A 22,828-nucleotide genomic window follows, 5' to 3' on the forward strand; every position below is an offset into this window, starting at 1 on the left:
TCGCGCCAAGTCATCGCGCCTATACGGAACTTGGCAGCGAGAAGACAGCGGTCAGTGCGGTGCCGCCGATGGCACTCCACAGGGCGGCACCGCCGGAACCGACGTGCCGGCGGTGCGAACGCTCCTCGCCATACCTTCCGCCCCGGGACATCGCCATGGTGTGGAGCGCGGAGCCTGCGGATGTGGAGCGCGGTGCTCATCCGTAACGGAAGCGCGGTCCGCACCCGCCTCGGGAACCTGTCACTCCCCCGCCGCCGGACGTCCTCCCACCCGATCGTCCGCCTACCCGATCGTCAGGAGTGCGCCCGCCTGAACCGTGCCGGACTGGTGCCCCGGTCGCGCCGGAAGGCGTACCCGAAATTGCTGGGCGAGGCATAGCCGATCTCGTGGCCGATCCGGGCCACCGGCCAGTCGGTCTCCACGAGCAGCGCGGCGGCCCGGTCGAGGCAGCGGCGCCGGTGGTACTCCATCACCGACGTCCCGTACAGCGCGCGGAACCCGGTGGCCAGACGCCGGACCGACATCGACGACGCGCGGGCCAGCTCGGCCAGCGTCGGCGGTGCGTGGCGTGCCCGCCACAGCAGGTCGGGGACGCGGCGCAGCGCGGCCACCTCGTGGTCGTCCAGGACGAGGGATTCCTGGACGTCCGCGGGCGGCGCGGTGACGGTGAGCCCGTCGATCAGCGCGGCCATCGCCGCCACGACCCGCGACTCCATGAACAGCAGCCGCCCCGGGGACGAGCGCCGGTGCAGGAAGATCTCCTCCAGCGGCCCGGCCGCCGGGCGCAGCGCGGCGGACCGGCCCAGATACCGTTCGCGCGCGACGTGGTCCGGCCCGACGGCCGGCAGGGCGCCCGCGCCGAGACCGCCGAGGTGGGACTCCAGCCCGGTCCAGGTACCGGTGATCGACACGGCCCGGTACCGCTCGCCGTCGCCGTGCGCGATGACGCCGTCGGTGGCGCACCGGGGGCTCAGCGACACCGAGTCGGCCCGCAGGTCGCCCGCGCCGGTGCTGGTCTCCGTGATGTGCATGCGCCCGTCGACGCAGTGCTCCAGCTCGAAGTGGTCGCCCGGGAAGGCGAACCGGACCTGGTGCCCGCCGGCGAACGCGACGTCGTACCGCAGGATGTGGAATCCGCTCCGCAGCGGCGTCACCTCGATCGTGCCGTCGCCGACCTCGGGACGCAGCCGGTGCCGTACGGTGCCGTCGCGGCACGCGTCGGACTGGGCGATCGACGCGAAGTACGCCGCGTACGCCGCGTCCAGCGCGCTGGAACCGGCCGCGCCGGCGATCTGGTGAACCGGGGTCACAAGATCAAGGTTAGCCTTCCCTCAGTACTTTGCCCATGTTCAAGAAGCGGGCTTCCCGGCCGCCCGCCGTCTCGGCAACCTCATCCGTGGCCGACGGCACCCGAGCCACAGCGCGGGCCGGGATGCGTCGGCGGGGTGTGGCGCGGAGGCGGTGCGTACAGCAGCCTTCGAGGGGCACGCGGACAGGTGTCCGAGGGTGCACCATCAACGGAAGGAGTCGTCGTGTCGTTCCTGTGGGCCGTCATCGCGGGGCTCGTCATCGGGCTGCTGGCCAAGCTGGTCGTGCCCGGGCGGCAGCCCGTCCCCCTGTGGCTGACGATCATTCTCGGCATGGTCGGCGCCGTCGCCGGCAACGCGCTCGCCACCGCCTTCGGCGTGCGCGACACCGGCGGTATCGACTGGATCCGCCATATCTTCCAGATCGGCATCGCAGCCGTCCTGCTCGCCGTCATCACCCCGCTGTGGGTCAAGCGGCGCGCCTGACACGCCGTACGGGCCGGCTCCGGCGGGCATCACGCCGACGGGGCCGGTCCGTTCCGGTGCGGGCACGGTGACTCCGGCCGTACCCGCGCGGCATGACCGCCTACCGACGGGCCCCCGTCCCCCACACCCGTCGCACCCTTCTCACTCCCGACTCACCCCGCCACCTCGAACGCCTCGGCGGCCGGCGTTCGGGCGGGCCAGGACGGCCAGCCGTGCACCGGCGGGAGGGCCACGGCCCGCCACCACGGCTCCACCACGGGCTCGTCGGCGGGCTCGAAGGGGCGGCCGGGATGCGGAACGGCGCAGGGGAATCCGGCGGCGCGGGCGGCGTACATGGTGCGTTCGGCGGGTTCGGCCCAGGGGTGGGGGGCGAGGTTGAAGGTGCCCCAGTGGATGGGCAGCATCAGGCCGGTCGGCCGGCCGCCCTGGAGGTCCAGGTGGGCCCGGGCCCCCTCTTCGGGGGTCATGTGCACGTCCGGCCAGAACTCGCTGTAGGCGCCGATCTGGATCATCGTCGCGTCGAACGGGCCGTGTGCCGCGCCGATTTCGGCGAAGCCGGGGAAGTAGCCGGTGTCGCCGCTGTGGAAGATCCGGTTCGCGGGGCCGGCCACCACCCAGGACGCCCACAGGGTGTGCTGCGGGCCGCGCAGCCCGCGACCGCAGAAGTGCTGTGCGGGGGTCGCGGTCAGCGTCAGGCCGCCGACCTCGGCCGATTCGTGCCAGTCGAGTTCGGTGATGCGTTCCTCGGGGACGCCCCACAGTTCGAGGTCGGCGCCGATGCCGAGCGGTACGACGAAGCGGGTGCCCGTACAGATCAGGGCCTTGACCGTCGGCATGTCGAGGTGGTCGTAGTGGTCGTGCGAGATCACCACCGCGTCGACCGGGTCCAGCCCGCCGAGCGGGACCGGCACCGGGTGCAGCCGCCTCGGCCCCGCCCAGGTGAACGGTGAGCAGCGCTCGCCCCAGACCGGGTCGAACAGCACCCGGTGCCCGTCGATCTCGGCGAGCACGCTCGAATGCCCCATCCACGTCAGCCGGAGCCCGGAGGCGGGCGGCTCGCCCCAGTCCGCCGCGGTGGGCCGGTGCACCGGGATCCGGCCGACCGGCATCCGGCGCAGCCGTCCCTCGCGGGCGAACTGCGTACGGGCCATCGGCAGCGCGGAGCCCGGGAGCAGCTGCCGGGTCGGTGCGGGATTGCGGAACTGGCCGTCCACGAACTGCGGGGACCGGCGTATCCGCGCCAGCCGCTCCCCGGTGGGCCAGGCGCCGAAGACGGCGGGTCGGCGCAGGGTGTACCGCCCGGCGGCGCGCGGGTCGGACGGGGTCTGGCGGCGGGGTCGGTAGCCGGGCACGGCACCTCCATGGTTCGGGGCGGTAACGCTGTCAACGGGTCGCCGCGCAGTGAACGGACCGGCGCGGCGACGGGTTCCGGCGCACCGGCGTCCGGGCACGTGGCACCGGCCGCGGCTGCCGCGACGCCCGAACACGTCACGTGTTCCCCAACCGTTGCCAACCACGCGGCCGGGCGGCGCATTCCGGGACGGGCGGAGTGGTTTCCGGTGCGCCCCGGTTCCCGCCTCACGATGCGGCCGTACCTGTCCATCACCCCTGTGCGGCCGGCCCGTACGGCCCTACCTTCATGTCATGGCCCAGACCTGTCCGCCGGACCACGACGATTCCTCGGGCGGCGGGAAGCCTCCTCCAGCAGAACCGGCCGGGCCGACCGGGCCCGCCCTATCGGCCCAACCCACCCAACCGGCCGAACCCGCCGAACTCCCCCCGCCCGTGGCCCGCGCGGCACCACATCTCTTCCGGCCGGGAGTGCGGCTGGTGGCCGTGCCGCTGGTGGTCACGCTCGGGCTGCTGGTGATCGCCGGACTCGGCACCGGTCTCGTGGGGCGGTTCCGGGCCGCCGAGTCGCCCGAGGCGCGCGCCTTCACCAAGCTGCTGGAGTTCGACCTGTGGAGCGCGCTGGTCGGCGCCTCGATCGCGCTGTACGTGGCGGTGGCGTACGCGATGGCGTACGCGGTGCACCGGCGCTGGCGGCACCCGGTCGACCGGCCCGCCCCCTGGGCCGTGGCCGTACTGGCGGTGGGGGCCGCCTTGTTGATGGGCGCGGTCTTCGGCGTACTGCGCTTCTTCACGCCGCCCGGCACCATGCCCGTACCGCTCGACGGGCTGGCGTGGCGCGTTCCGCTGCTGCTCGTCCTGGGGATGCTGGCGGCGGCGCCGGGTGCGGTGGGCCTGTGGGACGTACAGGCCGGGCTGCTGCGGCTGAGCCGGCGGATGCCCACCGAGCCGGGCGTCCTCGCGCCCGCGGGGGCGCTGCGGGAGCTGGACCGCGCGTGGCGGGACGCGGTGCGCTTCCTGACCGGCGGCAGCCTGATCATCTCGACCGCGGTCGTCGACGCGGGCGCGCTGCGTAACGCCCTGCTCGCCCACGGCGTGCCCGAGAAGACCTTCCCGGCGTCCTCCGTACTGCTCTACGGGGCTTTCTTCAGCGTGATGTTCGCGCTGGTCTTCCTGCCGGTCGTGGTGCTGTGGCGGTCGGTCGCGGGACGCCTGGTCGAGGTGACGGTCCGTATCCCGGAGGCGGACGAGCTGACCGAGGACTGGATCGCGCGCCGGGCCCGGCTGGTGGCCTTCCTGCGCCTGGATCTCTCGCTGCCGAAGGTGCTGGCCCCGGCGTTCGGCATCCTGGCGCCGCTGGCCACCGGCGCGATCAGCCTGTTCCTGCCGAGCGGGGGCCAGTGACACGCGTACGCGCGTGGGGTCCGCCGGATACGGTCAGGCCCGGTCAGGCCGCCCGCCGCAGCGGCACCACGGCCGTCGGCGGGGCGCTGAGGCCGGGCCGGCGCGGCAGCAGCATGGTGCGCAGGACCAGGCGCGGGGCCACCAGGCGGAACGACGGCGCGGTCAGGCAGAGGACGTCGCGGAAGGCGGCGCCGAGGACGGGGTCGGTGACCGCGCGCAGGGCGAGCCGCTGTACGTACCAGGAGCTCAGCCGCTCGCCGAGGCCCGCGCGGGCGTCCGGGCCGCTCGTGAACGGCCGGTCGGCGCCGACCGCGAGGGTCCAGGCGGCGTCGGTGGCGCGCGCCACCGCGCGCTGTGCCTCCTTGGTGAGCCCCGGGCGCAGGCCGCCGCCGGCGTCCAGGGTGCGGCGCAGCGCCAGGGCGCCGAGCGCGGCGACCGACATGCCCTGCCCGTAGACCGGGTTGAAGGTGCAGTTGGCGTCGCCGAGGACGACGAAGCCCTCGGGGACGGCGCCGGACCGCTCGAAGTGCCGGCGGCGGTTGGCGGTGTCGCGGAAGCCGTAGATGGGCGAGACCGGTTCGACGTGCGGCAGCAGGCCGTGGATGTACGGGTCGCCGATCGTGGCGGTGAAGTCGGCGAAGCCCTGGTCGTCGGTGGGCGGGTGGTGGCCGCGAATGCCCGCGGCGGTGAGGAGCCAGGTGCCGTCCTCGACGGGTACGTACACGGCGCCGCGCGGGGACCCCGGCCAGCCGGGGATGTTGATGCCCATGTCCGGGGCGCCGGCCGGGCCGGTGGGGCGGAACATGCGGGTGGCGTAGGCGATTCCGGCGTCCACGGTCTGCTGGCGCGGCGCCGGACGGCCCAGTTCCGCGTACCACTGCGGGGCCTTGGAGGAGCGTCCGGAGGCGTCGACGACGAGCGCCGCGCGGAGGCTCCGCTCGGCCGGGCCCGCTTCGCCGGTCCGGCCGCCGCCTCCCCGCCGTGCCCGTACCCGTACGCCCGTCACCCGTCCCGCGTCGCCGGTGAGGCCGATGGCCTCGGTCGCCTCCAGCACCTCCAGACGGGTCGCCGACGCGGCGGCGGCCCGCAGTACGCGGTCCCGTACGACGCCGTCGATCACCGGGCGGGTGACCGACAGGCATCCGTGGCGCCGTTCGTCGAAGCGGTGCTGCCACCCCACGACCGTACGGGTGACCAGGTCGCGCGGCGGGTAGAGGAGGCGCGCCCCGGCGTCGGTGAAGGCCCGGCCCGTGCCGGGCAGCAGTTCTTCCAGCGCGCGCAGGCCGCCGCTGAGGAAGACGTGCAGGTGGCGGGCCTGAGGGACGCCCTTGCGGAAGGCGTGGCCGGTCGGATAACGGTCGCGTTCGACGACGGTGACCGCGTCCACGTGCCCGAGCAGGGCGGTGACGGCGAGCATCCCGGCGAGCCCGCCGCCGATGACGACGGCATGCCGCTCCGCTCCCCCTGCGACGGCCTCCGGCATCTGCCCCACCCCGTCCCGTACCCGGGTGACCGGGCACGCTCCGGCTGTCACCGGCACCGGTCGCGCGGCCACCGCGCTTCCACCCGTCCGAGTTTTCTCACCTTCAGCGCACCGGGCGGCGGTGTCAACCACCGCCCGGAAAAGGAGGGCCTAAACCCCCCGCGTGGCTGTCGCGGCCCGGCGCCGTTCCTCTCAGCCCTGCTTCCGGCCCACCCCGCCGTAGAAGATGATGTTGTTCAGCTCCTGCGGGCCGGGCGGCGGCCCGTCCGGCCGCCACAGCGGTACCCGTACGACCCCCGGTTCCAGCAGGTCGAACGGACCGAAGAGCGGTTCGACCTCGGCCTTGGTACGCAGGTTCAAGGTGGCCGTGGCGTTCTTGTAGACGTCCAGGACGCCGTCCCGCGCCTGCTCGTCCGTACGGCCCTGCTCGTACGCCTCGTACGGCTCGCCGGTGGCGTGCGAGAGCACCAGGACGCTGCCCGCGGGCAGTGCGCGCGCCAGGGTGGCGACGATGCCCGCCGGGTCCTCGTCGTCGCGGACGAAGTGCAGGACGGCGACCAGCAGCAGCGCCACCGGCCGGTCGAAGTCGATCAGCTCGCGCACCGTCGGGTGGCCGAGCAGGGCCTCCGGGTCGCGCACATCGGCCAGGACGAACCCGGTGTCCTCGGTGTTGGTCAGCCGCGCCCCGGCGTGGGTGGCGACGATGGGGTCGTTGTCCACGTAGACGACCCGGACGTCCGGCGCCGTCTCCCGGGCCACCTCGTGGGTGTTGGGCGAGGTCGGGATGCCCGTACCGATGTCGATGATCTGCCGGATGCCGCCGGCGACCACCTCGCGCACCGCGCGGTGCAGGAACGCCCGGTTGGCGCGGGCGCTCAGCCGCACCTGCGGGTGCACCTCGATGACGCGCCGCGCGGCCTGGCGGTCGACCTCGTAGTTGTCCCGGCCGTCCAGGTAGTAGTCGTACATCCGGGCCGGGTGCGGCCTGCTGGTGTCGATCTCCTCGGGCGTGAAGGCCGCCGCGTCCTGGAGCCCCTGCGAGCCGTCCTCGTCCCACGAGCCGACCACGGCCCGGGAGAATTCCGCTTCCTTCACGCCGTCCTCCGATCGGTGCCGCAGCCGCACCCGCAGGGCGCCGCGGTGAGCAGGAAGTCGGCCGCGCCCGCCTTCGCGCCCTCGATGAAGCTCTTGATCTCGCGGTGGGTGTAGATCAGGGCCGGGCCGGCCGGGTCGGTGGACTGGCGCAGCGCCACCCGGCCGTCCCCGAGCCGCAGCGCCTCCACGCACTCGCCGCCGTTGCCGCCGCTCCACGGCTTGTGCCAGCCGTCGCTGCCCAGGTCGGTGGCGGGCATGCCGTTGTAGATGCGTATGCGATCCATGGTTCAGATCTCCTTGCGAAAGCCGCCCAGAAGGGCCTCGGTGGTCTGTGCCGGCGCGGCTTGCGCGCACATCCGGTCCAGTGCCTCCAGAAAGGTCGAGACGTCGTCGCGCTGGTCGAAGTACACGGCGCCCACCAGGTTCTCGGCGTACGCGATGTCGGGCAGCTCCGGGATCGGGAACCGGAAGATGCTGAACGGCCCGTACATCGAGGGGTGCGGTCCGGCCGCGAACGGGATGATCTGCAGCCGGACGTTGGGCAGGGCCGCGGCCTCGGCCAGCCGCGCGATCTGGTCGCGCATCACCCGGGGGCCGCCGATCGGGCGCCGGAAGACCGTCTCGTCCATGACGACCCAGAGCATGGGGGCGTCCGGGCGGGTGAGCAGCGACTGCCGCTCCATGCGCAGCGCGACCGAGCGGTCGATCTCCTCGCGTGGGGCGTGCGGCTGGCCCGCGCGCAGCACGGCGCGGGCGTACTCCTCGGTCTGCAACAGCCCCGGGACGTAGTGGGGCTGGTAGCCGCGGATGAGGGTGGCCTCGCTCTCCAGGCTCACGTACGCGCTGAACCACTCGGGCAGCACGTCCCGGAAGTTGTGCCACCAGCCCGGCCGGTTGGCCTCGCGGGCCAGCTTCAGGAAGCCGTCGATCTCGTCCTGGTCGGTGACGCCGTAGGTCGCGAGCAGCTTCTCCACGTACGGGATCTTCAGGCCGACCTCGGCCTTCTCCATGCGCCGTACGGTGGCGTGCGTCACATCGAGGGCGGCGGCCGCCTGCTCGTAGGACAGCCCCGCCTTCTCACGCAGGTCCTGCAGCCGCTTGCCGAGCACCACCCGCAGGACGGTCGGAGCGCCACCCGACCGTGCATCCGCCACTTCTGATCCCCTCCAACCAACATGAGTGATCAGCAGTGTGTCATGTCGTCAGCAGACCCGAACAGACTGCGCTTGCGATTCTGCAAATTACACATTGATCCTTGCCATCGGTGAGCAACATCGCACATAGTTGCGGAGTGGCTTCCTCCAACAACGCTCCTTCGTTAGGGCGCTGTGGCGGCTTCGTCGCCGAGCGTCTCCGGGACGCGTTCCACTTGCCGGCGCGCCGCACCTCCGTACCGGAGGCGCGCAGACGTGTTCTCGCTGTGCTGCACGAGTGGGGCGCGGCAGAACAGGTCCGTGATGACGCCGAGTTGGTGGTGTCGGAGCTGTTCACGAACGCCGTACGGCACACCGACAGCGAAAAGGTCGGCTGCGAACTGACGGTCCTCGGCGCGTTCCTGCGCGTGGAGGTCACCGACCAGGGCTGCGGCGGCTCCACGCCGCACGTGCAGCCCGGCAGCGTGGACAAGGAGTGCGGCCGGGGCCTGTTCCTCGTCGGCGCCCTCTCCGAGAGCTGGGGCGTGCGCCCCGACCCCACCGGCCACGGCCGCACCGTCTGGGCCGACCTGCCGTACGGCGCCCCCGCCGCACACTGAAACCGCCGCCCGCACTGGGATGCGGGCGGCGGCGTGGTGCGCGGGGGCAGGCGGGGGATGCCCTACAGAGGGAGCAGATCGGGCCGCTTCGGCTCGACGTGGTCACCGGAGGACTCGCCGCGCAGACGGCGGCCGATCCACGGGACCAGATGCTCACGCGCCCAGTGGATGTTGTCCCGGCGCGCCTCGGCGGCGGTGCGCTCCGCCTCCGGGGGCCACGCCTGGTCCGGGTCGGCCGGCACGTCGAGCCCGAGCACCTGCGCGGCGCGCAGCGCGACCCGCGTGTGCCCGTCGGCCGACAGGTGCAGCCGGTCGTCGCTCCAGGCCCGCCGGTCCTGTACGGACTTCAGCGACCACAGGTCCAGGACCGGGCAGTCGTGACGGTCGGCGATCGCCCGTACGTGAGCGGTGTACGTCGCGATCTTGCCGCGCAGGTGCCGCAGGACCGGGATGCCGCGGGTGTCGAACCCCGTGCAGAGCAGCACGGTGCCGACCGTCTCCCGCAGGTCGGCCACGGCCGCCTCGTACCGCTCGGCGACGGCGTCCGGGTCCGACCCCGGACGCAGGATGTCGTTGCCGCCGGCGCAGAACGTCACCAGCTCGGGCGCGAGCTCCCTGGCGCGCGGCACCTGCTCGGCGATGATCTGGTCCAGCAGCCGCCCGCGGACCGCGAGGTTGGCGTACCGGAAATCCCCCTCCGCACGCCGGTCCGACAGGAGAACCGCCAGCCGGTCCGCCCAGCCGATGTACGCCCCGTCACGGCCGGGATCCCCGACCCCCTCGGTGAAACTGTCCCCGACGGCTGCGTACGACCCGATGGCGCCGTCTGCGCCACTGCTCATCTTCTTCGAATCGTCTGCCACGTCAGGACATACTTCACCCCGGGAAGTGACTTACGCCACCGTAACCAGGGGTTGACGTGGGGTGATTAATGCCACCTGGTCAAATTCTGCTCAAGTCGGAATAAGGAATGGCAAGAGTAAACAGTGTTTTTCGGCCGGTCGGGGGGCGGATGTGGTGGCCGGGGAACGTACCCGGCAGAGCGGGCCGGCCGATCACCGAGGTCGGGCCGACACGGCAGGCCGGAGCGCGGGCGCGACAGGCGGTACGCGGCCGTCCCGGCGCCCCGGACACCCCGCCACCGGCCCGGTTACCGACTGCACCCATGTCGTATCGTCGGAGTGGCCCGCCTCGTCGACGAGCAGCGTCGGCGACCGATTTCGAGGAGCGCCCGTGACGCAGCAGACCCCGGAGGTCCCGTCGACCGACTCCGAGCTCGCGGAGGTACGCAACTTCCGTGACGTGGGCGGCCTGCCGACCGTGGACGGGCGCCGGGTGCGCAAGGGGCGGCTGTTCCGCAGCGGCCACCTGGCGGCGGCGACCGAGGCGGACGCCGCCTTCCTCGCCGGTCTCGGACTGCACACCGTCTTCGACTTCCGCAACGCCGCCGACATCAAGCTGGAGGGCCCGGACGTCACGCTGCCCGGCGTACGGAACGTGAACATCCCGCTCACCGACCCCGCCGACGGCGCCGAGTTCTGGGCCATGGTGCGCGACGGCGAGCTGGGCCACCTGCGTACGGCGCTGGGCGAGGGCAAGGCGGCCGGCCGGATGGCCGAGACGTACCGCCACATCATCACCACCCGCACCGCCGACCACAGCCGCGTCCTGCACGCACTCGCCGAGGACAGCGTCCCCGCCCTCATGCACTGCGCGGCCGGCAAGGACCGCGCGGGCCTGTCCATCGCCGTCGCCCTCCTCGCCGTCGGCGTCGAGCGCCCGGCCATCGAGGCGGACTACCTGGAGTCCAACGCCGCCCACCGCCGCTACAAGGTGCGCCGCTCCGACAACTCGGCGGCCGGCATGTCCTCCGAGATCATGGAACTCCTCGCCCCCCTCTTCGACGCCCGCGCCGAATACCTCTCCGCGGCCTTCGACGCCATCGAAACGACCTGGGGCTCGACGGAGACCTACCTGACCGAGGGCCTGAAGCTGTCACCCGCCACGCGCGAGCGGCTGCGGTTCCAGTTGCTGGAGGACTGAGCGGTACTGCCGGCGTGGGCGGCCGAAGTGAGCCGCCCCCGGCCTTCCTGCCCACGTCCGTGCCCGGCGAAGGACACGACAAAAGGGCACGATGAATGCCCCCATCATCTGGATCCTCCTTTCCGCGCGGCGCATGATGAAAGCAGCGGCAAGGAGGCACAGCCATGAGCAATCATCGCCGCTTCATCACGGCACCATTCATCGCAGCGACGGCAGCCGCCGGGCTCCTCATGACCGCCGCGTGCGGCAGCACCGACAACGGCAGCACACCCGCGCCGGCGGACAAGTCCGCTTCCGGATCGTCGCAGCAGGAGAAGAAAGCGGATTCCCCCGCGAAGAGCGAACGCGCGGATCTCACCCGCTTCCGGCTCGATGACCGCTCGCAAGCCGGAATCACCAATATCTGGATCGTGTGGACGATCAAAAACACCAGCGCAAAGAAGTCCAACTACCAGGTCGACTGGGAAGCGGTCGACTCCAGCGGCACCCGCGTGGCCAACAGCACGGAATACATAACCGACGTTCAGCCCGGCCAGACGACGACCGGCGAAGACATCACGACACTCCGCAGCACACAGGGCATCAAGCTCAACATCACCAGCTTCGACCGCACCGCGGCGTACTGACCGGGGGGGATCATGGGCTTGATCAACAAGACCAAGGCCGAGACGGCGGAGCAAGCGGCGCGCAACGCGATCGAGAAGGGCCGCCACGTCTTCGTCTTCAAGTTCATCGAGGCGATGACCAACAGCATGGCCACCGGCCCGATGACCGGGCTCAACGACCAGATCGAAGCCATCGAGAGTTTGGGCTGGCGCATGGAACATCTGGCGGTCGGCGAGGGCAAAGCGCTCTCCGGCGAGCGTCTGGCCATCGTCTGCCTGTTCCGGCGCTGACCTGCCCGCCCACCCGCCCGGCCGGATGGTCCCAACCGCCCCACCCGGCCGGCGGAAGACCTGTTTCACCCACCCTGCAAAGCCTGCTTCACCAGCGTCCTCCCGAAATCCCACATCAGCCCCCCGCCCCGGTGCGCGTCGTCCATCACCTCCGTGAACGCGGTCACGAAGCGGTCGACCTCGCGTTCGCCGATGGTCAGGGGCGGAATCAGCTTGATGACCTCCAGGTGGTCGCCGGAGACCTGGGAGAGAATGCGGTGGCGTTGGAGGAGGGGGACCACGACCATTTGGGCGAAGAGGCCTTTGCGGGCGGCTTGGAGCATGGTCCAGTGGCCGCGGAGTTTCAGGGAGCGGGGGCGGCCGAATTCGATGCCGATCATCAGGCCGCGGCCGCGGACGTCGTGGAGGAGTTCGTAGCGGTCGGTGAGGGCGGCCAGGCGGGTACGGAGCAGGTCGCCGGTGTGGCGGGCGTTGGCGACGATTTCCTCGTCCTCCATGACCGCGAGGACCGCCAGGCCCGCGGCCATCGCCTGGGCGTTGGAGCCGAAGCTGGCGGAGTGGACCAGGACGCGGTCCATGGAGGAATAGACCTTTTTGAAGATCCAGTCCTTGCCCAGCGTCGCGCCGACCGGGACATAGCCGCCGGACAGGGCCTTGGCCACGCACACCAGGTCCGGTTCGACGCCGTCCTCGTGCTGGTAGGCGAAGAAGTCGCCGGTGCGGCCGAGGCCGGTCTGCACCTCGTCGGCGATGAGCAGGGCCTTGTGGCGGTGCAGCAGGTCCTGGGCGGCGCGCAGGTAGCCGGGGGGTGCGGGGTGGACGCCCTTGCCCTGGATGGGTTCGATGATGAGCGCCGCCACGTCGCCGCGGCGCAGTTCGCGTTCCAGGGCCGCGAGGTCACCGAGTTCGACGGCGGTGTCCGGCAGGAGCGGCGCGAAGCCGTCCCGGAAGCCGTCCTCGCCGTTGACCGAGAGGGACCCGGTGGTCAGGCCGTGGAAGGCGTGGGTGCAGTACAGAACGCGGGGTCTGCCGGTGGCGTAGCGGGCGAACTTCAGGGCGGTCTCGACGGCTTCCGTACCGCTGTTGCCGAAGAAGACGCGGTCCAGGTGGGGGGTGTGGGTGAGCAGCTTCTCGGCCAGCAGGCCGGGCAGGGGCTGGCAGTCGAAGCGGGTGAGGTCGGCGAGCCCGGCGTCGAGGACGTCGTGCAGGGCCTGCCGTACGACCGGGTGGTGGCGGCCGAGGCCCATGACGCCGAAGCCGGCGAGCATGTCGAGGTAGTCCTGCCCGTCGGCGTCCCAGAAGTACGCGCCCTCGGCCCGCTCGTAGACCTTGTCGAAGCCGATCGTGTGCAGCATGCGCGGCAGTTGGTGGTTGATGTGCTTGGCGTGCAGGTCGTAGCGCTCGGCGCCGCGCTCGGCGAGCAGCTTGGTCAGGTCGAATCCGGTCACGGGCCGTTCTCCGTCACGAGTCGTTCTGCATACGGGCGGTGCTCACGGGCGGTGCTTACGAGCTTCGCTCACGGGCTCTGCTCACGGGCTCTGCTCACGGGCCAGGAAGGCGCTGATGCGCCCGGCGATCTCGGCGGGGGTGAGTCCGATGTCGGCCAGCACCTCGCCGCGCTTGGCGTGCGCCAGGAACTGTTCGGGGATGCCGAAGGTGCGCAGCGGTACGTCCACGCCCGCGTCGCGCAGCGCCTGGCCGACCGCGGCGCCCACTCCCCCGCTGCGGCTGTTGTCCTCCACGACCGCCACCGAGGCGTGGTCCGCCGCGAGCCGGGCGAGCGCGGGATCGACGGGCTTGACCCAGCGCGGGTCGACGACCGTGACGCCGATGCCGCGCTCGGCGAGCAGTTCCGCGGCCCCCAGGCAGACCGGCGCCATCACGCCCACGGAGACCAGCAGGACGTCCGCCCGCCCGCCCCGGGCCAGCACGTCCACGCCGCCGATCCGCTCCAGCGCCGGCACCGGCTCGCCCACCGACTCCTTCGGGAAGCGCAGGACGGTGGGCGCGTCGTCCACGTCGACGGCCTCGCGCAGTTCGGCGCGCAGCTGCTCGGCGTCGCGCGGCGCGGCGATCCTGAGGCCCGGGACGACACCGAGGACGGACAGGTCCCACATGCCGTTGTGGCTCGGCCCGTCGGTGCCGGTCACGCCCGCCCGGTCGAGGACGAAGGTGACGCCGCACCGGTGCAGCGCCACGTCCATCAGGACCTGGTCGAAGGCCCGGTTGAGGAAGGTGGCGTACACGGCCACGACCGGGTGCAGACCGCCGGTGGCCAGGCCGGCCGCGGAGACCGCCGCGTGCTGCTCGGCGATGCCCACGTCCCACGTACGGTCGGGGTAGGCCGCCGCGAACTTCCCGAGGCCGACGGGCTGGAGCATCGCCGCGGTGATCGCGACCACGTCCGGGCGCTCCGCGCCGATCCTCACCATCTCGTCGCCGAAGACGGAGGTCCACGACGGCGGGCCGGGCGGCGCGACGGGCGCGCAGGTCAGCGGGTCCATGGCACCGACCGTGTGGAACCGGTCGGCCTCGTCCTCCAGGGCGGGCCGGTAGCCGCGCCCCTTCTCGGTGAGGCAGTGCACCAGTACGGGCCCGCTGAACCGGGCGGCGCGGCGCAGCGCGGACTCGACGGCGGCGATGTCGTGGCCGTCGATGGGGCCGACGTACTTCAGGCCCAGGTCCTCGAACATGCCCTGCGGCGCGAAGGCGTCCTTGAAGCCCTTCTTGGCGCCGTGCAGCGACTCGTACAGCGGACGGCCCACCACGGGGGCCCGCTGCACGATCTCCTTGCCCCAGGCGAGGAAGCGCTCGTAACCGTCGGTGGTGCGCAGGGTGGCCAGGTGGTTGGCGAGGCCGCCGATGGTGGGGGCGTAGGAGCGCTCGTTGTCGTTGACGACGATGATGAGGGGGCGGTCCTTGGCGGCGGCGATGTTGTTGAGCGCTTCCCAGGCCATGCCGCCGGTCAGCGCGCCGTCCCCGATGACGGCGACGACATGATCGCTCAGGCCGCGTACCTGGTTGGCCTTGGCGAGGCCGTCGGCCCAGCCCAGCACGGTCGAGGCGTGGGAGTTCTCGATGACGTCGTGCTCGGACTCCTCGCGGGAGGGGTAGCCGGACAGTCCGCCCTTGCCGCGCAGCTTGGAGAAGTCCTGACGGCCCGTCAGCAGTTTGTGGACGTACGACTGGTGGCCGGTGTCCCACAGGATGCGGTCGGCCGGCGAGTCGAAGACCCGGTGCAGGGCGATGGTCAGTTCCACCACTCCCAGATTGGGGCCCAGGTGGCCGCCGGTCCGTGCCACCGCGTGCACGAGGAACTGCCTGATCTCCTCGGCGAGTGCGCCGAGGACGTCCCCGGGTAGCGCCTTGAGGTCGCGCGGCTCGCGGATCTGTTCCAGCATCGACATGCTTCGTCCCCCTCTACGGGTACAGCCGGTACGGCTCTACGGGTTCAGCCGGTACGGTTCAGCCGACGACGACGTCAGGGGCGCCGGGCACCACTCCCTCGGACTCCAGGCCCGCCGCGATCTTCATGGCCTCTTCGATGAGGGTCTCCACGATCTTCGACTCCGGCACGGTCTTGATGACCTCGCCCTTGACGAAGATCTGCCCCTTTCCGTTGCCGGACGCCACACCCAGGTCGGCCTCACGGGCCTCACCGGGACCGTTGACGACGCAGCCCATGACCGCGACCCGCAACGGCACCTCCATGCCCTCCAGACCCGCGGTCACCTCGTCGGCCAGCTTGTACACATCCACCTGGGCACGCCCGCAGGACGGACAGGAAACGATCTCCAGGCGGCGCGGGCGCAGATTCAGCGACTCCAGGATCTGCAGCCCCACCTTGACCTCCTCCGCCGGCGGCGCCGACAGGGAGACGCGGATGGTGTCGCCGATGCCCTCCGACAGCAGCGCGCCGAAGGCCACCGCCGACTTGATCGTGCCCTGGAAGGCCGGACCGGCCTCCGTCACACCCAGATGCAGCGGGTAGTCGCACTGCGCGGCCAGCTGCCGGTACGCATTGACCATCACGACCGGGTCGTTGTGCTTGACCGAGATCTTGATGTCCCGGAACCCGTGCTCCTCGAACAGCGAGCACTCCCACAGCGCCGACTCCACCCCGGATTGACCCGGACGGCCGCGCACCCCGCCTCGATCGCGGCGAAGACGTACTTCGGCTGGAAGTGGATGTCCGCGATCACCGGGATCTGCGACTTCTTCGCGATGACCGGCAGCGCGTCCGCGTCGTCCTGCGAGGGGCAGGCGACCCGGACGATCTGGCAGCCGGAAGCCGTCAGCTCGGCGATCTGCTGGAGCGTCGCGCCGATGTCGGCCGTGTTGGCCGTGGTCATCGACTGCACCGATATCGGCGCGCCGCCGCCCACCGGCACCGGCCCGACCTGGATGCGGCGCGAGACGCGCCGCCGGGCCAGCGGCCGGGCCGGTATCTCGGGCATGCCCAGTGCGACACCGGCGGCGGACGGACCGCCTCCGGGAGGTTCACCGGTACGCATCACGTCACCCGCGGTTGGCCGCGACGGTTTCGCGGGCGGCCCGCAGGGACTCCTTCAGGGAGCCCATGGTGGCGAGGACGGCGGTGGGCTCGTAGCCGCAGTGCGCCATGCAGTTGGCGCAGCGCGGGTCCTTGCCGCGGCCGTACTTGTCCCAGTCGGTCTCCTCGATGAGCTGCCGGTACGTGGGCACGTACCCGTCGCTCATCAGGTAGCAGGGGCGCTGCCAGCCGAAGAGCGAGTAGTTGGGGATCGCCCAGGCCGTGCAGGGGAAGTCCGCCTTGCCCTCCAGGAAGTCCAGGAAGAGCGGACTGTGGTTGAGCCGCCAGCGGCGCCGGTTGCCGCCCGCGAACGCCTTCTTGAACAGTTCCCTGGTCTGCTCGACACCGAGGAAGTGCTCCTGGTCGGGGGCCTTCTCGTAGGCGTAGGCGGGCGAGAGCATCATTTCGTCGACCTTGAGGTCGTCGTTGAGGAAGTTGAGCACCTCGATGATGGTCTGCGGGGTGTCGGTGTTGAAGAAGGTGGAGTTGGTGGTGACCCGGAAGCCGCGCCGCTTGGCCTCCTTGATCGCCTCGACCGCCTCGTCGAAGACGCCTTCCTTGGCCACGGACTCGTCGTGCCGTTCGCGCATGCCGTCGATGTGCACCGCGAAGGCGAAGTACGGCGAGGGGGTGAACTTGTCCATCTTCTTGCGCAGCAGCACGGCGTTGGTGCACAGGAAGACGTACTTCCGCCTGGCCACCAACTGCCGCACGATCTCGTCGATCTGCGGGTGCATCAGGGGCTCGCCGCCCGCGATGGAGACCATCGGCGCGCCGGACTCCAGGACCGCGCCGACCGCCTGGGCGACCGGCATGCGCTGTTTGAGCACACCGGCCGGATGCTGGATCTTCCCGCAGCCCTCGCACTTGAGGTTGCAGGCGAAGAGCGGTTCCAGTTCCACGATCAGCGGGAACTTCTCCCGCTTGCGCACTTTCTGTTCAAAGAGATACGTACCGACCCTGATGGACTGACGGAGCGGCATGGCCATCTGGCTCACCTCCTGGGGAGCTGCAAAGAACGGTGCCATTCGAAGAAAACAGGAAGGATGGAGCGCAGCACACGGAAGGCTGACATTCCACCGCGCAAAGTGCCGATTCGGACAAGTTCATGTTCTGGAGCGTCCACGATCACCCGGACGGCCGCAACCGGACGGCCGCCGTCCCGGGTCGCGGCCGCCAGCGTCGCGGCGGACTCCATGTCCACCGCTACGGCGCCCCCGGCCCGCAGCCCGGCCCGCTCCGCGCCGCGTACGACGTGGTCGGAGCCGCGCAGCAGGCCGGTGTGCACGGTCACGCCGCGCTCCTTGAGAGCGCGCAGCAGCGGGCCGCCACCCGAGCAGGGCACGTCCGGGTCACCGGGCAGATGGCCCCGGACCGCGTCGGCGACGACCACGTCCCCCGGCCGCATGCCGGGGACGAGGCCGGCGCAGAAGCCGGTGGCGACGACCGGGACCCGCGCGGTGGCGGGCCCGTCCCGCAGGACGTGCCGGACGGCGTCCGTCGCCGCGCGCGGGCCCATGCCCGTACGGAGTGTGACCACGGGCGCGGGCGCGCCGCTGTGGTCGCCGCCGCGCAGCGCGAACCGCTCGATACCGAGCGCGCAGGCGAGCAGCAGCGGCGGCGGCCCGTCCGGCGGGACCCGCAGGCCCTCCCGGGCGGCCTTCGCGCTGCGCGACACGGGCATCAGACCCCCTGGGACGCGCCGGCCGGTCCGCCGTTGACGTAACGGCCGAGGGCCGTCAGCGGGAAGACCTGCCGGTACAGGTGGTAGTTGATCGAGAAGTCCCAGGGGAAGCCCGTACCGGTGAAGTACGGCTCGTCCCAGGACCCGTCGGCGCGCTGCGTATCGGCCAGCCAGCGCACCCCGCGCGCGACCGCCGCGCTCTCCCGCTCGCCCGCCGCGAGCAGCGCCATCAGCGCCCACGCGGTCTGCGAGGCGGTCGACTCGCCGCGGCCCGCCCACGCCTTGTCGTGGTACGAGCGCTGGTCCTCGCCCCAGCCGCCGTCCTCGTTCTGTACGCGCTCCAGCCAGCGCACGGCGCGGCGCACCGCCGGGTGCGAGGCCGGGATGCCCGCGGCGGCCAGGGCCGGGAGGACGGAGCCGGTGCCGTAGACGTAGTTGGTGCCCCAGCGCCCGAACCACGAGCCGTCCGCCTCCTGTTCGGCGAGCAGCCAGCGGATGCCGCGGCGGACCCGCGCGTCGTGCGTCATGCCGAGGTCGGCGGCCATCTCCACGACGTGGGCGGTCACATCGGCCGACGGCGGGTCGATGACCTCGCCGAAGTCGCAGAACGGCAGCCGGTTGGGGAACGGGCTGGTGTTGTCGGCGTCGAAGGCGGCCCAGGCGCCGTTCTTGGACTGCATGCCCAGGTTCCAGCGCACGGCGCGCCGTACGGCGGCGTCGACGCGCTCCGGGTCCGGGTGCTGGATGCGGCGCAGCGCGAGGACGACCTCGGCGGTGTCGTCGATGTCCGGGTAGTTGTCGTTCTCGAACTCGAAGGCCCAGCCGCCGGAGGGCAGTTCCGGCCTGCGTACGCTCCAGTCGCCGGGCCGGCGGATCTGCTCGGCGAGCATCCAGTCGGCGGCCTTGACCAGTTGCGGATGGTCGGCGGGCAGTCCGGCGTCGGCGAGCGCGATGGCGGCCAGGCAGGTGTCCCACACCGGGGACTGGCAGGCCTCGATCATGCGGACGGGGGCGCCGTCCGCGTCCTCGCGCCATACGGCGAAACGGTCCAGCGACTCCAGGCCCTGCCGCAGCACCGGGTGCTTCAGGTCGTACCCGAGCAGGTGCAGCGCCATGATCGAGTAGACGGCCGGCGGCTGGATACCGCCCCAGCAGCCGTCGTTCTCCTGGCGCTCGATGATCCAGCTCGCCGCGGTCCGCAGGGCCGCGCGGCGCAGCTTGCGGACGGCGACCTTCCGGTACAGGTGCAGGCCCTTGTCCAGCCGCTGGAAGATGCCGTCCCAGGTGGTCGGCGGGGCGAGCGGCCGCGGCGGGTTCGGGCGGGCCGGGTCGGCGTGCAGCTCGTCCAGGGCGAACGGCGCGGGCCGCACCGGGCGCACGGAGCCGACGATCGTCAGTGCCACGATCGTCTGCCGCGCCCAGCACGCGAAGTCATAGATGTTGAGCGGGAACCACTTCGGGAAGTAGATCAGCTCGGGCGGCAGGTCGGGCAGGTCCGACCACTTCCACCAGCCGAACAGGGCCAGCCAGATGCGGGTGAAGACGCGGGAGGCGGCGATGCCGCCGTGCTCGCGGATCCAGGCGGCGGCCCGGGCCATGTGGGCGGCGTCCGGCTCGTCGCCGGCCAGCCGCAGGGCGACGTACGCCTCGATGGTGGCGGACAGTTCGCCGGGCCCGCCGTGGAAGGTGGCCCAGGTGCCGTCGTCGCGCTGCTGGCCGCGGATGTGCCGGGCGGCGGCGTCGGTGATGCGCGGGTCGCCGATTCCCAGGAACTGTCTGAGCAGCAGGTCCTCGGCGTCCATGGTGACGTTCGTTTCCAGGTCGCCCTTCCACCAGCCCGCGGTGTCCTGGACGGACAGCAGGTAGTCGGTGGAGCGGGCCGCGGCGCGGCGGGCGGCGGCGGTCGTGCTCGGTGGGGCGGCCGGGTCGTGCTCGGTGGTCTCGGCGGTGGCGTCGCCGGCCGAGGGGCTCCGGGGCGGCAGCGCCCCGGTGCTTCCGTCGGTCGTCGCTGTCATGGCTTCCCCTTCTGCAGTGAACTCTGTGAAGCGTGCTCAGGGATTCCGTCGGCCGGCGCCTGCGTGTCCGCGGGCAGGGAAGGCACCGGCCGGCGACTGCGATCTAGATCGGGTCGATAGGGATCATCTCTCTCGTACGACGACGAAGTCCGCGAGCGCGACGAGCTGCGCGCGGACCGGTGCGGGCATGTCCACCTCGTCCAGTGCGGCGATGGCGGTGGCGTGCTGGCGGCGGGCCTCCTGGGAGGTCCACTCGCGGCCGCCGGCCTCCTCGATGAGGGCCGCGCGTGAGGCGAACTCCTCCTCGGTGAAGTCGGCGATCTCGTCCTCGCTCTTCTTCGCGTCCGCCGCGAGGATGCCGGCGAGGCGTTCGGCGGCCGGATTGTCGGCGTCCAGGGCGGCGACGACGGGCAGCGACTTCTTGCGCTGCCGCAGGTCGCTCCAGGTCTGCTTGCCGGTGGCCTCCGGGTCGCCCCAGATGCCGAGCAGGTCGTCGACGGCCTGGAAGGCGAGGCCGAGGTGGTAGCCGTAGCGCTCCAGGATGTCGGCGGTGCGGTCGTCGGCGCCGCCGAGGACGGCGCCGATGGAGACGGCGCAGGCCAGCAGCGCGCCCGTCTTGTTGCCCTCCATCTCCAGGCACTCCTGGACGGTGACCCGCTCGCGGTGCTCGTAGGAGATGTCCTGGGCCTGGCCGTCGATGAGCTTGCGGGTGGCGACGGTCAGGCGGCGGGTGGCGCGGCCGGCCTCGACCGTGCCCAGCTCCAGCAGGATCTCGTTGGCGAGGGCGAACAGCGCGTCGCCGACGAGGATGGCCTGGGCCGGGCCGTGCACCTTCCACACCGTGTCGCGGTGGCGGCGCTGCTCGTCGCCGTCCATCAGGTCGTCGTGCAGCAGCGAGAAGTTGTGGACCAGTTCCACGGCGACCGCGCCCGGCACCCCGACCTCCGGCGGCTGTCCCGCGGCCTGCGCCGACAGCAGCGCGAGCGCGGGGCGCACGGCCTTGCCGCCGTCGCCGTCCGCGGGCCGTCCGGCGGCGTCGATCCAGCCGAAGTGGTACGCGGCGACGGTGTCCATGGGAGACGCGAGCCGGTCCACGGCGGCACGCAGCACGGGAGTGGCGAGCTGCCGCCCGCGCTCCAGCAGCGCGGTGACGCTCTCGGTGTCGATAGCTGGGGAAGCCGGATTCACGGTTTCTCCTCTGTTTCCGGTGCTCGTGCTCGTGCGAGCGCTCGTACTCGTGCTCGTGGTCATGCCACCTCCTGGGGCAACTGGCCCTGGGGGAAGCCGAGTTCGGTGAGTGCCTCGCGAACGGCGCCGAGGCCGCTGCGAACAGCGCTTTCCATGGTCGCGGGCCACCCGGTGGCGGTCCACGCGCCGGCCAGATACAGGCCGGGGTTCTGTGTGCGGGCGGCGGGGCGCAGCCGGCCGACGCCCGGGGCGGGGGCGAACGTCGCGGTGCGTTCGCGGGTGACGAAGAAGTCCCGGACGCCGGCGCCGCGCGCGGCGGGCAACAGCCGTGCCAGCTCCGGCAGATAGCGCTCGCGCAGCTCGGCCACCGGCCGGTCGATGTCGTCCTGCGCGGCGGACTGCGAGACGGCCAGGTACTGGCTGCCGGCGCCGCCGGGCAGGGCGGCGAGCCCGGAGGATTCCGTACGGTCGAAGACCCACTGCACGGGCGAGCCCAGCGCGGCGAACAGGGGTTTCCTGAGCACCGGCCGGTCGTAGACGACGTGCAGGTTCAGGATCGGCGCCGTGCCGATGTCCAGCAGCCGGTCCTGGTCGTCGAGGCTGCCGGCGGGCAGCAGGCCGTGCGTCTCGCGCTGCGGCAGGGCCAGTACGACGGTGCCGGCGGTCAGCTGCTCGCGGCCGTGCGGGCCGTTGTCGACCGTCACGCGCCAGGACCCGTCCGCGGCGCGGTCCAGGCCGCTCGCGCGGGTGCGCAGCTCGACGCGGACGCCCGCCTTCTCCAGGGCCTCGCGGGCGAGCGTGTCGTGCACCTCGCCGAGCGGCACCCGGGCCCAGCCGATGTCGGCGGCGCTGTTGTCGGACAGCAGGCCGGTCTTGAAGACCATGGCGGCCAGGCCGAGCGAGGCGTCGCCGGCCCGGGCGTTCAGCGTCGCGACGCCGACCAGGTCCCACAGCGCCTCGACGGCGCGCGGCGACTGGCCGTGCCGGCGCAGCCAGGAGGCGAAGTCCACGCCGTCCAGCCGCGGGTCCTGGGGGTCGAGCTTCTTCAGGGCCAGCGCCGCGCGGCCGACGTTCGCCCGCTCGGCGAGCGAGAGGTGCGGGTAGGTCGCCAGGCTCCTGGCCAGGTGCAGCGGTACGGGCAGGGCGGTACGCCGCAGCCGCCCCAGCCGCAGGCCGTCGGCGTCCAGCACCGGGACGTCCATGCGGTCCTGGAGGGGCACCAGGCCGCGGGCGCCGACCCGGCCGAGGAACCAGTCGTACGCGGTGCAGCAGCGCAGGTAGACGTGCTGGCCGTTGTCGACGCTCAGCTCACCGGCCGCGGACTCGCGGCGGAAGGAGAAGACCAGGCCGCCGAGCCGGGGCCGGCCCTCGACGAGGGTGACGCGCAGCCCCGCGTCGGCCAGCGTCAGCGCTGCCGTGATACCGGCGAGACCGCCCCCAATGACCACCGCAGCCGCCCCATCGGGACGGCCTGCCTCATGTGCATCGTGCCGGTCGGGCCGCATCGGTTGCGATGTCATTCGCCCTCCCTGATTACTGTTGTCAGGGACGCAGCGGCCCGGCGGAGGGTTG

At 72.1% G+C, this 22,828-nt stretch carries 20 protein-coding genes and 1 pseudogene; 6 read left to right on the plus strand and 15 right to left on the minus strand.

Annotated features, from left to right (window positions below; translation table 11 throughout):
- Window positions 1–293: 293 nt before the first annotated feature.
- Window positions 294–1,310: a helix-turn-helix transcriptional regulator gene (locus tag IH45_RS0130465; protein WP_030675744.1), complete on the minus strand. Its 1,017-nt coding sequence runs from the start codon at window positions 1,308–1,310 to the stop codon at window positions 294–296.
- A 222-nt stretch (window positions 1,311–1,532) separates the two neighbouring features.
- On the opposite strand from IH45_RS0130465, the gene IH45_RS0130470 reads away from it, so the two are divergent.
- Window positions 1,533–1,793, plus strand: coding sequence for a GlsB/YeaQ/YmgE family stress response membrane protein (locus tag IH45_RS0130470; RefSeq protein ID WP_030675745.1), 261 nt, complete (start codon window positions 1,533–1,535; stop codon window positions 1,791–1,793).
- 152 nt (window positions 1,794–1,945) lie between these two features.
- On the opposite strand, the gene IH45_RS0130475 is transcribed toward IH45_RS0130470, so the two are convergent.
- Window positions 1,946–3,145 (minus strand): MBL fold metallo-hydrolase, encoded by a 1,200-nt coding sequence (locus IH45_RS0130475; RefSeq protein WP_030675747.1) that lies wholly within the window; start codon window positions 3,143–3,145, stop codon window positions 1,946–1,948.
- A gap of 478 nt (window positions 3,146–3,623) precedes the next feature.
- Between IH45_RS0130475 and IH45_RS0130480 the strand changes: the two genes are divergently transcribed.
- Window positions 3,624–4,547 carry a hypothetical protein gene (locus IH45_RS0130480; RefSeq protein ID WP_030675749.1) on the plus strand — a complete coding sequence of 308 codons (924 nt, stop codon included), beginning with the start codon at window positions 3,624–3,626 and terminating at the stop codon, window positions 4,545–4,547.
- A 43-nt stretch (window positions 4,548–4,590) separates the two neighbouring features.
- Here the strand turns inward: IH45_RS0130480 and IH45_RS0130485 are convergent, their stop codons facing one another.
- From IH45_RS0130485 to IH45_RS0130500, 4 genes are all read right to left on the minus strand, one after another.
- A complete protein-coding gene (locus IH45_RS0130485) occupies window positions 4,591–6,030 on the minus strand; it encodes an NAD(P)/FAD-dependent oxidoreductase (protein ID WP_030675752.1) in 1,440 nt (479 codons plus the stop codon).
- A gap of 192 nt (window positions 6,031–6,222) precedes the next feature.
- The gene (locus tag IH45_RS0130490) at window positions 6,223–7,098 is read right to left on the minus strand and encodes an SAM-dependent methyltransferase (protein WP_050515299.1); all 876 of its coding nucleotides are present in this window, start codon (window positions 7,096–7,098) and stop codon (window positions 6,223–6,225) included.
- A 23-nt stretch (window positions 7,099–7,121) separates the two neighbouring features.
- Window positions 7,122–7,409: a DUF397 domain-containing protein gene (locus tag IH45_RS0130495; protein ID WP_030675759.1), complete on the minus strand. Its 288-nt coding sequence runs from the start codon at window positions 7,407–7,409 to the stop codon at window positions 7,122–7,124.
- Window positions 7,410–7,412: 3 nt separating this feature from the next.
- Complete coding sequence (locus IH45_RS0130500) at window positions 7,413–8,279, minus strand: helix-turn-helix domain-containing protein (protein ID WP_030675760.1); 867 nt, start codon at window positions 8,277–8,279, stop codon at window positions 7,413–7,415.
- A gap of 137 nt (window positions 8,280–8,416) precedes the next feature.
- On the opposite strand from IH45_RS0130500, the gene IH45_RS01000000144265 reads away from it, so the two are divergent.
- The gene (locus IH45_RS01000000144265; protein WP_234440738.1) at window positions 8,417–8,878 is read left to right on the plus strand and encodes an ATP-binding protein; all 462 of its coding nucleotides are present in this window, start codon (window positions 8,417–8,419) and stop codon (window positions 8,876–8,878) included.
- Window positions 8,879–8,940: 62 nt separating this feature from the next.
- Here IH45_RS01000000144265 and IH45_RS0130510 read toward each other — a convergent pair whose 3' ends face one another.
- Window positions 8,941–9,741, minus strand: a complete 801-nt coding sequence (locus IH45_RS0130510) for an SGNH/GDSL hydrolase family protein (protein ID WP_030675764.1) — start codon at window positions 9,739–9,741, stop codon at window positions 8,941–8,943.
- A gap of 370 nt (window positions 9,742–10,111) precedes the next feature.
- Between IH45_RS0130510 and IH45_RS0130515 the strand changes: the two genes are divergently transcribed.
- The 3 genes from IH45_RS0130515 (at window position 10,112) to IH45_RS0130525 (ending at window position 11,817) form a co-directional block, all read left to right on the plus strand.
- On the plus strand, window positions 10,112–10,921 hold the full coding sequence (locus IH45_RS0130515) for a tyrosine-protein phosphatase (protein ID WP_030675766.1): 810 nt from the start codon (window positions 10,112–10,114) through the stop codon (window positions 10,919–10,921).
- A 164-nt stretch (window positions 10,922–11,085) separates the two neighbouring features.
- Entirely contained in the window at window positions 11,086–11,547 is a 462-nt protein-coding gene (locus IH45_RS0130520) for a hypothetical protein (RefSeq protein ID WP_030675768.1), read from the plus strand.
- An 18-nt stretch (window positions 11,548–11,565) separates the two neighbouring features.
- Entirely contained in the window at window positions 11,566–11,817 is a 252-nt protein-coding gene (locus tag IH45_RS0130525; RefSeq protein ID WP_158813320.1) for a hypothetical protein, read from the plus strand.
- Between the two features lie 65 nt (window positions 11,818–11,882).
- Here IH45_RS0130525 and IH45_RS0130530 read toward each other — a convergent pair whose 3' ends face one another.
- The 8 genes and pseudogenes from IH45_RS0130530 to hpnE all read right to left on the minus strand — a co-directional run bounded on the left by IH45_RS0130530 (window position 11,883) and on the right by hpnE (window position 22,761).
- Complete coding sequence (locus tag IH45_RS0130530) at window positions 11,883–13,265, minus strand: aspartate aminotransferase family protein (protein WP_030675772.1); 1,383 nt, start codon at window positions 13,263–13,265, stop codon at window positions 11,883–11,885.
- Window positions 13,266–13,346: 81 nt separating this feature from the next.
- A complete protein-coding gene (dxs, locus tag IH45_RS0130535; protein ID WP_030675774.1) occupies window positions 13,347–15,224 on the minus strand; it encodes a 1-deoxy-D-xylulose-5-phosphate synthase in 1,878 nt (625 codons plus the stop codon).
- A gap of 58 nt (window positions 15,225–15,282) precedes the next feature.
- Window positions 15,283–16,331 (minus strand): annotated as a pseudogene (locus IH45_RS01000000144270) (flavodoxin/ferredoxin-dependent (E)-4-hydroxy-3-methylbut-2-enyl-diphosphate synthase).
- Window positions 16,332–16,335: 4 nt separating this feature from the next.
- Complete coding sequence (gene hpnH, locus IH45_RS0130545; protein WP_030675775.1) at window positions 16,336–17,358, minus strand: adenosyl-hopene transferase HpnH; 1,023 nt, start codon at window positions 17,356–17,358, stop codon at window positions 16,336–16,338.
- A 5-nt stretch (window positions 17,359–17,363) separates the two neighbouring features.
- Window positions 17,364–18,053 carry a phosphorylase family protein gene (locus IH45_RS0130550; protein WP_050515296.1) on the minus strand — a complete coding sequence of 230 codons (690 nt, stop codon included), beginning with the start codon at window positions 18,051–18,053 and terminating at the stop codon, window positions 17,364–17,366.
- Window positions 18,053–20,068 (minus strand): squalene--hopene cyclase, encoded by a 2,016-nt coding sequence (gene shc, locus IH45_RS0130555; RefSeq protein WP_030675779.1) that lies wholly within the window; start codon window positions 20,066–20,068, stop codon window positions 18,053–18,055. The genes IH45_RS0130550 and shc overlap by 1 nt, the downstream gene beginning before the upstream one ends.
- Window positions 20,069–20,191: 123 nt before the next feature.
- Entirely contained in the window at window positions 20,192–21,319 is a 1,128-nt protein-coding gene (locus IH45_RS0130560; protein ID WP_078897851.1) for a polyprenyl synthetase family protein, read from the minus strand.
- Entirely contained in the window at window positions 21,316–22,761 is a 1,446-nt protein-coding gene (gene hpnE / locus IH45_RS0130565; RefSeq protein ID WP_050515297.1) for a hydroxysqualene dehydroxylase HpnE, read from the minus strand. Before hpnE ends, IH45_RS0130560 begins: the two co-directional genes overlap by 4 nt.
- Between the last annotated feature and the right edge of the window lie 67 nt (window positions 22,762–22,828).

Source organism: Streptomyces rimosus subsp. rimosus (assembly GCF_000720725.1).
In the GTDB taxonomy this organism is placed as follows: Bacteria; Actinomycetota; Actinomycetes; order Streptomycetales; family Streptomycetaceae; genus Streptomyces; species Streptomyces rimosus_A.